Annotated in this window: 9 protein-coding genes; 6 read left to right on the top strand and 3 right to left on the bottom strand. The window is 72.1% G+C overall.

The features are described from left to right. Nucleotides 1-1,378: hypothetical protein (locus L2I40_RS12225; RefSeq protein WP_237215236.1), on the bottom strand; the 1,378-nt coding region annotated here is incomplete at its 3' end. A 110-nt stretch (nucleotides 1,379-1,488) separates the two neighbouring features. Between L2I40_RS12225 and L2I40_RS12220 the strand changes: the two genes are divergently transcribed. The 3 genes from L2I40_RS12220 to L2I40_RS12210 all read left to right on the top strand — a co-directional run bounded on the left by L2I40_RS12220 (nucleotide 1,489) and on the right by L2I40_RS12210 (nucleotide 3,925). Then, nucleotides 1,489-2,967, top strand: a complete 1,479-nt coding sequence (locus L2I40_RS12220) for an FAD-dependent oxidoreductase (protein WP_237215235.1) — start codon at nucleotides 1,489-1,491, stop codon at nucleotides 2,965-2,967. A gap of 26 nt (nucleotides 2,968-2,993) precedes the next feature. Then, nucleotides 2,994-3,380: a tautomerase family protein gene (locus L2I40_RS12215; protein ID WP_237215234.1), complete on the top strand. Its 387-nt coding sequence runs from the start codon at nucleotides 2,994-2,996 to the stop codon at nucleotides 3,378-3,380. Nucleotides 3,381-3,718: 338 nt separating this feature from the next. Next, the gene (locus L2I40_RS12210; protein ID WP_237215233.1) at nucleotides 3,719-3,925 is read left to right on the top strand and encodes a cold-shock protein; all 207 of its coding nucleotides are present in this window, start codon (nucleotides 3,719-3,721) and stop codon (nucleotides 3,923-3,925) included. Nucleotides 3,926-4,320: 395 nt separating this feature from the next. Here L2I40_RS12210 and bhcR read toward each other — a convergent pair whose 3' ends face one another. Then, nucleotides 4,321-5,145 carry an HTH-type transcriptional regulator BhcR gene (gene bhcR / locus L2I40_RS12205; RefSeq protein WP_237215232.1) on the bottom strand — a complete coding sequence of 275 codons (825 nt, stop codon included), beginning with the start codon at nucleotides 5,143-5,145 and terminating at the stop codon, nucleotides 4,321-4,323. Nucleotides 5,146-5,329: 184 nt separating this feature from the next. On the opposite strand from bhcR, the gene gcl reads away from it, so the two are divergent. Continuing rightward, nucleotides 5,330-7,141, top strand: coding sequence for a glyoxylate carboligase (gene gcl / locus L2I40_RS12200; protein ID WP_237215231.1), 1,812 nt, complete (start codon nucleotides 5,330-5,332; stop codon nucleotides 7,139-7,141). Between the two features lie 610 nt (nucleotides 7,142-7,751). Continuing rightward, nucleotides 7,752-8,771 carry a hypothetical protein gene (locus L2I40_RS12195; protein ID WP_237215230.1) on the top strand — a complete coding sequence of 340 codons (1,020 nt, stop codon included), beginning with the start codon at nucleotides 7,752-7,754 and terminating at the stop codon, nucleotides 8,769-8,771. 12 nt (nucleotides 8,772-8,783) lie between these two features. On the opposite strand, the gene L2I40_RS12190 is transcribed toward L2I40_RS12195, so the two are convergent. Further along, the gene (locus L2I40_RS12190) at nucleotides 8,784-9,491 is read right to left on the bottom strand and encodes a ribonuclease activity regulator RraA (protein WP_237215229.1); all 708 of its coding nucleotides are present in this window, start codon (nucleotides 9,489-9,491) and stop codon (nucleotides 8,784-8,786) included. A 119-nt stretch (nucleotides 9,492-9,610) separates the two neighbouring features. On the opposite strand from L2I40_RS12190, the gene L2I40_RS12185 reads away from it, so the two are divergent. Then, nucleotides 9,611-9,793: hypothetical protein (locus tag L2I40_RS12185; protein WP_237215228.1), on the top strand; the 183-nt coding region annotated here is incomplete at its 3' end.

Here is a 9,793-nt window from a genome sequence, read left to right as displayed (position 1 = left end):
GCGCCTCCCGCGCCCCGCGCAGCACGCCGCCGCCATCCAGCCGGTCGGCCAGCTGCGTGACGAGGGCGGTGTGCCGCGGCTCCGCCGCCGTGCCGCGCAGCCGTCGCAGCGCATCGGCCGCGACCGCGGCATCCGCCAGGTCGAGATCCGCGATGTCCGGCACGTCCAGCCGGGCCAGCTGCCGCTCCACGAAGGCCAGCAGCGCGGCGCGGCGCGCGTCGGACATGCGCTCCTGCCAGCCGACGTCAAAAAGCAGCGCCGCCGCCACCGCATGCAGCGCCGCGCCCGACGCCGGTACGGGGTCGAGGTCGAGCCCCGCGGCGGCCACGTCCATGGCGCTGGCGATCGGGCCCACGCCGTTGCCCTGCGCGAGCAGGCGGCGCTCGCGCACCGTCAGCGTCTCGCCCGCCTTCAGCTCGACCGGGCCGTGCCGCAGCACCAGCCAGTGCAGCGCGCCGGCGCGGCGCGCCTCCGCCGTGACGGACATGACGCGGCCGGGCTCGTCCGGGCGGACATGCAGCACCGGGCCATGCGCGGGCCAGTCGGCCGCGCCGATCGCCAGATGGTCCACCGGCGTCCCGTCAGCCCATTTGGTCGTGCCGGGCAGCGGCGACGGCGCGATGTCGCGCCAGGAGCCGCCTTCCAGCAGCCGGCCCGCGGTGGCGCCGAGCCCGCCCTCGTCCAGCGCGTCCAGCGCCGTGGTAACGCGCAGCCGCGACAGCGCGCGGCTGGCGGTGAAGCTGGTGATCACCTCGATCACCGGGCTGCCCGCGCGCAGCTCGTAGGTCACCTCCAGCCGCCCGGCCTCGGCCTTGCGCTTGGCGATCAGCCCGCCCTCGCCCGAGATCAGGCTGACATGGCGCAGCCGCACCGTGTCGCCGTCCCGCTCCACCGCGGTCTCGACGATCGCATCCTCGACATCCACGCAGTTGCGGAAGCGACCCATGCGGAACTCGACGAGGTTGCCGCCGTGCCGCACCACGCCGCGCGGGCCGCCCCGGCGCTCGTGATGCAGCGTGCCATGCGTCAGGTCGCCCCAGATCCGGTAGAAGGGCGTGCGGACCTCGACGTCCCGCGGATCCTCGCCCACCACCTCGATGCCGCCGGACGCGGCGCGGCGGCAGGGCCTGGGCGCATCGGCCATCGCCATCACGAAGTCCAGCACGCTGTCGCCGAGCGCCGCGTGCTGCTCGCGCACGCCGGGCAGCATCAGCAACTCCACCGCGCGGGCATTGCCTTCCCCGCCGAACAGCGCGGCGCCCTCGGCCTCCGCCAGGGCGCGGAAGGTCTCGCCGCGCAGCTGCACCTCTCCCGCCAGGGTGAAGGCGAGCGGCGCGACCATGCGATCGCGGTCGGTGTCCTGCAGCAGGTTGCGCATCGGGCACCCCTCAGTCATGCGCCGGCACGCCGGGGGGCGCACGCCGGATGGTGAATTGGGGGGAGCACCATTGTGGGCATATCCGGCGCGAAACGCTATATCGACGTTGCATGGGGACGACCCCGCCCACCCGCGATCGCGCCGTCGCGGTCCCCGACGCCCCCGATCCCCCGGTCGGCGAGGGCGGTCGGCTGTTCTTCCGCTCCGAGGTCTTCTCCCCGCGCGACGGCTCGAAACGCCGCGTCCCGACCGGCCTGACCGTCACCGAAGTTGCGCGCGAGATCCCGGTGCATGCCACGGCCGACGTGCTGGTGGTCGGCGGCGGCCCCGCCGGCTGGGCCGCGGCGGTCGCAGCGGCGCGGCGCGGAGCCCGCACGGTGTTGCTCGAACGCCACAATCATCTGGGCGGTTTGTCCACCGGCGGGCTCGTCGTCTGGATCGACCGCATGACCGGCTGGGACGGCGCGCTGCTGATCCGCGGCCTGGCGGAGGAGCTGCTGGACCGCCTGCCGCGCGACGTCGTCGCCGGCCCGCCGCCCGAGGCCTGGGGCTCGCGCGATGCCGCCACCGCGGCCTGGTGGGCGCTCCGCACCGCCGCCTTCCACGGCATCGTCACCCATTCCCCGACCGTTTGTCCCGAGCACCTGAAGGCCGCGAGCCTCGAGATGGCGGCCGAGGCGGGCGTGGACCTCGTCTTCCACGCCTGGGGCGCCGAGCCGGTGATCCGGGATGGTGCCGTGGCCGGCGCGATCTTCGAATCGAAGCAGGGCCGCCGCGCCGTGCTGGCGAAGGTCACGGTGGACGCGACCGGCGACGGCGACCTCTTCGCCCGTGCCGGCGCCGCCTTCGCCCAGGACGTGGATGCGCGCGACATCCATCACTGCATGAACACCTCCTGGGTGTTCGGCGGCGTGGACATGCCGCGCTACCTCGCCTGGCGCGCCGAGAAGCCGGACGAGTTCTCCGAGTTCATGCGCCGCGGCAAGGAGGCGGTCGGCTTCTTCGACAAGGCCTTCGCGTCCTGGCGAGACGACGTCGCGCTGTTCATGGGCCCGCGGCTCGCCGGCTATTCGGCCGTGATGGTGGACGACCTCAGCGAGGTCGAGACGATCTCCCACCGCCTGATGTTCCGCCACCTGGAGCGCTACCGCGCCGAATGCCCCGGCTTCGAGCGCGCCTTCCCGATGCTGTCGGCGCCGCAGCTCGGCGTGCGGCATGCGCGGCGTCTGGGCGGCGTCACGCCGGTGACGCGCGCCTGGTGGGACGGGCGGGTGGCGCCGGACGAGATCGGCGTCTCCCCGAGCCTCGCGCCGAAATTCCCGCCCGTCAGCGTGCCCTATGGCGCGATCGTGCCGGCGACGCTGGACGGGCTGCTGGCGCCGGGCCGGCATTTGGCCTGCGACCCGAACAGCCATTCCTTCCTCCGCGAGATCCCGCAGTGCTGGCTGACCGGCCAGGCGGCGGGCGTCGCGGCCGCCATCGCGGCGGACCGCGGCGTGCAGCCGCGGGCGGTGGATATTCCCGAATTGCAGGCAGGGCTGCGCCGGCAGGGCGCGCTGCTGCGGGAGGCGGCAGCGGCTCCGGCCTGACACGCGGCCACGGAGGAGGCGACGAGATGCCCTGCGTTCGGATTGCCACCGGCCTCTGGGCCACGGGCCAGGAGGCCGCCCTGATCGAGGCGGTGCAGTCCGCACTGGTGAGCGCGTTCCGCATCCCCGAGGGCGACCGCGACGTCGTTCTCGATCTCTATCCCGAGAACCGGCGCATCGTCCCGGCCGGCCGGTCCGACCGCTACACCCGGGTCGAGATCGTCGGCATCGCCGCGCGGTCGGCCGAGGCCAAGCGCGCCCTCTACCGCACGATCGTGGACAACCTGGAGCAGGTCGGCGTGCCGCGGCCGGAGAGCCGGATCGTGATCATCGAGCCGCCGGCGGAGAACTGGGGCATCAAGAGCGGCATCCCCGCTTCCGAGGCGGAGTTGGGCTTCCGGATCGACGTCTGAGGCTGCATGCGGCGCGGTCGTGTGGAGCGTGGCGGCGCCGCGAAGCGCCTTCCCGGTCGCTGCTCCATCACCGTCGGCATCATCCGACGACATGCACCACGGCCAAGTAGAAATGATCGCAGCCGGCAAAGTCGTGCCGCTGCAATCGGGCACGCGCGTAAACGAATCAGCTTGCGTCCACGCGCCGATCCAGTCATGCTGATCAGGTCAACCTCGTTCGGTTCGGCCTGGTCCCTTGCTCCTTTTGGAGCGCCGAGCCTGGGTTCCGTTTCCCCTCGACGCTTGATTCGACGCGCGGCATTCGCGCGGCGGCTCCACATGATTAACGGAACACCATCATGCACATCGGCACCGTGAAGTGGTTCAACGCCACCAAGGGCTACGGCTTCATCCAGCCGGATGACGGCTCCAAGGACGTCTTCCTGCACATCTCGGACGTGCAGCGCTCCGGCCTGCAGGACGTCCGGGAGGGCGACAAGCTCGAATTCGAGATCCAGCAGGGCCAACAGGGCAAGATGTCCGCCTGCAACCTGCGGACGGCCTGAGTCGCGAACGGATCGGGGCTGGGCTTCCGGCCCCGACCAACCGCCTTCGTGCCTCCGTCGCCGATTAGGCCTGCGACAGGCCGGCAGCGACGCGGCACCCGTGCCGGTCGGCACGCACGCCCCGGCGTGCAGGGCCGACAGGGTCCCAAAGGAAAAGCGATATCCATGGCAAATCTTCCTCCACTCCCGCCGGCCGGCCGCGCACCCCAGGGAGGCCACGGCGCCGCGGGTGGCAGAGGCAATCCGAAGGACCTGCATGCCGGCGCGAAGCAGTACGGACAGCCGAAGCCGGGCGGCGTCACCAAGGCGACGCAGAGCAACCGCAAGCACGGCGCACGCTGAACGGCGCAGCCACCCGCGCACCGTGCGGGTGGCTGTCCAGCGCGCGCCCGGCGTTACGCCTGCGGCGCCCTCCCCGCGAAGGCCCGCGTCACCTCCGCCGCCGCATCCCGCACCAGCGGCCCGAAGCGCGCGATCGCGGCTTCCGTCATCCGCACCGTCGGCCCCGACACCGACAACCCCGCCACCGGCTCGCCGAACTCGTTGAAGATCGCCGCCCCCACGCAGCGCATCCCCGGGTTCCGCTCCTCGTCGTCCACCGCATAGCCGCGCGCGCGCACCTCCGCGAGGTCGGCGAGCAGCGCGGGCAGCGTCGTCAGCGTGCGGTCCGTGAAGCGCGGCAATCCGGTGCGCTTCAGGCTCGCCGCGACCTGCGCCGGCGGCCGGTGCGCCAGGATCGCCTTGCCGATGCCCGAGGCATGGAACAGCGCGCGCGTGCCGGGGCGGAAGAAGGCGCGGATCGCCTCATGCGTCTCCACCTGGCTGACGAAGACCACGCCGTCCTCCTCCGCCACGGCGAGGTTCGCCGTCTCCCCGGTCGCCGCGACCAGCGCCTGCATCGGGCCGCGGCCGCGCTCCGCCAGCTTGCGGCGCCGCAGGAAGGCGCTGCCGATCCGGAAGGTCTCGACGCCGACGAACCAGAGCTGGGCGGAGCCCTCGAACTCCGCGAGGCCGCGGCGCTGCAGCGTCAGCAGCATGCGATAGGCGGTGGAGGTCGGGATCTCCGCCCGCGCCGCGAGCTCCGTCAGCGTCAGCCCGTCCGCCTCGGCCAGCTCGGCCAGCAGCGCCATGGCGCGGTCGAGCGACTGCAGGGGCGCGTCCTCGGCCTCCTGCGCGGCCTGGCGCGGGCGCCCGCGGCGCCGCGGGGCAGGGCTCAGCATGCGGTGTTCCTCCCGGAATCATTTTTCATTCCTGCCGACACGCCGGCAACGGAAAAGGAATTCCGATCGCCAAATCAATGCGTTGCCATATTCATGCCGCACTGCGGAAAAAGCTTTCGGAAAAATTGAAATAATCGGTCGCGCCCGTCACACCTCTCCCCGTCCAGGACAGGAGACGACGGCGATGGCTCGGATGCGCGCGGTGGATGCGGCGGTGCTGGTGCTGGCGCGGGAGGGCGTGTCCTGCGCCTTCGGCGTGCCGGGGGCGGCGATCAATCCCCTCTACTCGGCGCTGCGCGCGCATGGCGGCATCCGCCACATCCTGGCGCGCCATGTGGAGGGCGCGTCGCACATGGCCGACGGCTACACCCGCGCCAAGGCCGGCAACATCGGGGTCTGCATCGGCACGTCGGGGCCAGCGGGGACCGACATGATCACCGGCCTCTACACGGCGCAGGCGGACAGCCTGCCGATCCTCTGCATCACCGGCCAGGCGCCGCGCGCGAAGCTCCACAAGGAGGACTTCCAGGCGGTGGACATCGAATCCATCGCCAAGCCGGTGACCAAATGGGCGGTGACGGCGCGCGAGCCCGCCCTCGTCCCGCAGGTCTTCCAGCAGGCTTTCCATCTGATGCGGAGCGGCCGCCCCGGGCCCGTCCTCGTCGATCTGCCGGTGGATGTGCAACTCGGGGAAATCGAGTTCGACATCGACGCCTACGAGCCGCTGCCCGTCTACAAGCCCGCCGCGACGCGCAAGCAGATCGAGAAGGCGATCGCGATGCTGCAGGCCGCCGAGCGCCCGCTGATCGTGGCCGGCGGCGGCATCATCAACGCCGACGCCTGCGAGGAGCTGGTGCGCTTCGCCGAGATCACCGGCGTGCCCGTCATCCCGACCCTGATGGGCTGGGGCGCGATCCCCGACGACCATCCGCTGATGGCCGGCATGGTCGGCCTGCAGACCAGCCACCGCTATGGCAACGCGACTTTTCTTCAGTCCGACTTCGTGCTCGGCATCGGCAACCGCTGGGCCAACCGCCACACCGGCTCGATCGAGAAATACACCGCCGGCCGCAAGTTCGTGCATGTGGACATCGAGCCGACGCAGATCGGCCGCGTCTTCGGCCCCGACCTCGGCATCGTCTCCGACGCCCGCGCCGCCCTCGCGCTCTTCGTGCAGGTGGCGGAAGAGATGAAGGCGGCGGGCACGCTCAAGGACCGCTCCGACTGGGCCGAGGCCTGCCTGCACCGCAAGCGCACCATGCTGCGCAAGACGCATTTCGACCACGTGCCGCTGAAGCCGCAGCGCGTCTTCGAGGAGCTGCTGGCCGAAGCCGGGCGCGACACCTGCTACGTCACGACGATCGGCAACTCGCAGATCATGGCGGCGCAGCTGCTCAAGGTCTACGAGCCGCGCAACTGGATCAATTGCGGCCAGGCCGGCCCGCTCGGCTGGACGCTGCCCGCGGCGCTCGGCGTGCGCGCCGCCGATCCCGACCGCAAGATCGTCGCCATCTCCGGCGACTACGACTTCCAGTTCCTGATCGAGGAGCTGGCGGTCGGCGCGCAGCACAAGCTGCCCTTCCTGCAGGTCGTGGTGAACAACTCCTATCTCGGCCTGATCCGCCAGGCGCAGCGCGGCCTGCAGATGGATTTCGAGGTGAGCCTCGCCTTCGAGAACATCAACGCCGCCGACGACCCGGATGCGGTGCCCGGCTACGGCGTGGACCATGTCGCGGTGGCCGAGGGGCTCGGCTGCAAGGCGATCCGCGTGAAGTCGCCGAACGAGTTCCAGGACGCCTTCGCCCGCGCCGAGGCGCTGATGACGCAGCACCAGGTGCCGGTGGTGCTGGAGTTCATCCTGGAGCGCCAGACCAACATCGCGATGGGGACCGAGATCGACGCGGTGAACGAGTTCGAGGAGATCGTCTGCCTCGACCCGTCGCTGACGAAGGAGAATGGCTGGACGCCGGCGAAGGAGCCAGCGCCGGCGAAATGAAGCCGCGCCGGCCGGCCTACGGCCGCGCAACGGGTGTCGCAGGCTTCACCTTCGGGTCACGGCGGCGTGAGGGTGCATCTGCGAGATTGTATTCCGTCAAGGCGATGCCTCGACGTTTTCTCCCGGCGGTTCCGCACATGGTGTGCGGACCAGACTTTCCCCGGTGCCGCGAGGCACCGGGGTTTTTTCGTTCACGCCGCCGTGCACGCGCCGGGTTGATGCGCGTCAACCCGCGCAACGATCCGCGTCCGCACCATGCGGCATGCGCATCTTCAGGCCCATAAGCCGCCGCGGCCGGCTCGCCTTCGCAGCCACGGCACTGGTGGCCGGGTGCTCCACCGCAGGCCCCAGAAACCTGACGCAGTCGACGCCCTGGGACTTGGGCGGCAGCGCAATCTCCGTCGTGATGCTCCGAATCATGCCAAGCGCGCACAGCACAGGGCCACGCCCAGCGCGGGAGCTCCTTGCGGAAGCGCAGGCATGGCCGCTCGATAGGCGGGCCGTTTTCCCGTCAGACGCAACGCCGCTCGCCATAGCCGCCAACCGGCCTTCTGAAGACGCTGGCGCCTCCGGGTGGATCGCCGTGGCGCGGGCACCAGGTCGGCACTTCGTGCGCCTCCGCGCTGCGCCCGACGCGCCGCCGCAGGATTTCATCGTCACGGTGCCGGCCGCACGATCGGCGGTCTATGCTGGCACCTTCCGCCGCGACTGCGCCGGCGATGCGCCTTCCTCGTGCCGCCTGGTCCCGACCTCCGGCGACGAGGCCGCGGCGCGCGACGCGGTGCCTCAGGCGCAACGCGCCGCCTTCCCCTTCGTCGCCGCACCCGCGCAGCCCTATCCGCCGCGCCTCGCCGGCACGAACCTGCCGCCGCCGACGTCGCCCACCATCATGCTCGACACGGCGCAATGGCTGGCGGCCGTGGATTGGGAGAGGATCGCCGCCGAGACAGGCGCCGATGCTGGGCGTCCCGAGGGCAGCTACACCTTCGCCGCCGCGCTGGGCGCACCCTTCATGGCGGCCACGGCGCTCGGCGCGGCGGCTCCGGCCCTCGTCGTGGTCGGCGCGGTCGCGGTGATGGTGCCGATCGGCGTGCTGTCGATGATCGTGCGCGCGGAGCGCGAGCGTCGGACCGCCGGCGACGCGGCCGCCGCCGAGGCGCGCATCGCGGAGATCAACGCCCGCGCCGCGGAAGCCCGCGCTGCATTATCGCCCTGCGAAGCCATGTTGGCGGCTGCCCTCTCGCCCGAGAGCGTGGCGCCGCATTTGCAGGCCGCGATGCCCGCGCCGCGCGGATCGCAGCGGGCGCGCAATGCCGAGCCGCCCTGGCAGGTGACGGTGAACCGTGTCCTGCTGCGGCGCTGCGATGCCGAGGCCGCCCATTTCGGCGTGGAGGTCGCGACTCGCTGGACGGCGCAGGGCTACGACGCCAGCTTCGTCCGCCCCGTGCAGGGCGCCACGCCGGACAGCCGCCTGCGCTGGTCCACGCCGGCGCCGTGGGAAGTGCCGGTCAGCCCCGCCGGAGCCTGCCGGCCGCTCGCCGAATGGTGCGCCGCCGGCGGCCGCGCGCTGCTCGACGACGTCACGCAATCCGTCCTCGGCGCGCGCGACGCCATCGCGGCGACGCGCTGACGCCGGAGGATCTCAGGCTCGCCCCGCTGCCTTGTCCGCCTCGTAGCGCGCCTTGGTCTCGGCGTTGGCAGGATAGAGGCCGGGCAGCGCCAGGCCCTTGCCCACTTCCTTCATGATCCAGCCCTCGAGCCGCTCCTGCTCGACCGCCGCCTCGGTCACGGCCTCCACCATCGCCTGCGGGATCACCACGGCGCCGTCGCCATCCGCCACGACGATGTCGCCCGGCACCACGGTCACGCCGCCGCAGCCGATCGTCTCCTGCCAGCCCACGAAGTTCAGCGCCGCGACCGAGGCCGGCGCGACGTAGCCCTGCGCGAAGACCGGCAGCCCGGTGCCGATCACGCCCTGGCCGTCGCGCACCATGCCGTCGGTGACGAGGCCGGCGACGCCCTTCACCTTCATCCGCGCGCAGAGGATGTCGCCGAAGATGCCGGCCGCCGTGCTGCCCATCGCATCGGCCACCGCGACGCAGCCCTCCGGCATGTCCTCGATCGCGGCACGGGTGGATCGCGGCGAGGACCAGCTGTCGACCGTCGCCAGATCCTCGCGCGTCGGCGTGAAGCGCAGCGTGAAGGCCGGCCCGACGATGCGCGTGAAGTTGCCCGGCACCAGCGGGCGCGAACCCGCGATGTAGCAGAAGCGCACGCCCTTCTTGAGCAGCACGGTCGTCAGCGTGGCGGTGGTCACGCCCATCAGGGCGGACTTGATGGCCGGGTTCATGCGCGTCCCTCCGAAGCGGAGCGCGCTTGAACCGCCGCGGGGCGGCGCCGTCAACCGGGGGCCGGCCCGAACCGCGCCGCGCGCGCCGCGTTCCGCTCGCTCCACGCAGGAGCGGCCCGATGGACGACAAGGACAGGACGGGCGAGACCCCCGGCGCGGTGGACGCGCTGCGGCCACGACGCCCGGGCGGCGAGCCGAAATCCGCCGGCGAGACGGACCAGCGCCCCGATCCGGCGCGCACGGTCCCGCGGGGCACGAACCCGGGCGGCGTCGCGGCGACGGAGGGATCGCGCGGGCGCGAC

This window comes from Falsiroseomonas oryziterrae (assembly GCF_021864505.1).
GTDB classification, from domain to species: domain Bacteria; phylum Pseudomonadota; class Alphaproteobacteria; order Acetobacterales; family Acetobacteraceae; genus Falsiroseomonas; species Falsiroseomonas oryziterrae.
Note: the sequence above shows the minus strand (reverse complement) of the source record. Positions and strands in the feature narration are given on the sequence as shown.

Bases quoted from the DNA above. Each gene is read 5' to 3' on its own strand.
- L2I40_RS12220 (WP_237215235.1), top strand. From the start codon at position 1,489: ATGGGGACGACCCCGCCCACCCGCGATCGCGCCGTCGCGGTCCCCGAC.
- L2I40_RS12215 (WP_237215234.1), top strand. From the start codon at position 2,994: ATGCCCTGCGTTCGGATTGCCACCGGCCTCTGGGCCACGGGCCAGGAG.
- L2I40_RS12210 (WP_237215233.1), top strand. From the start codon at position 3,719: ATGCACATCGGCACCGTGAAGTGGTTCAACGCCACCAAGGGCTACGGC.
- bhcR (WP_237215232.1), bottom strand. From the start codon at position 5,145: ATGCTGAGCCCTGCCCCGCGGCGCCGCGGGCGCCCGCGCCAGGCCGCG.
- gcl (WP_237215231.1), top strand. From the start codon at position 5,330: ATGGCTCGGATGCGCGCGGTGGATGCGGCGGTGCTGGTGCTGGCGCGG.
- L2I40_RS12190 (WP_237215229.1), bottom strand. From the start codon at position 9,491: ATGAACCCGGCCATCAAGTCCGCCCTGATGGGCGTGACCACCGCCACG.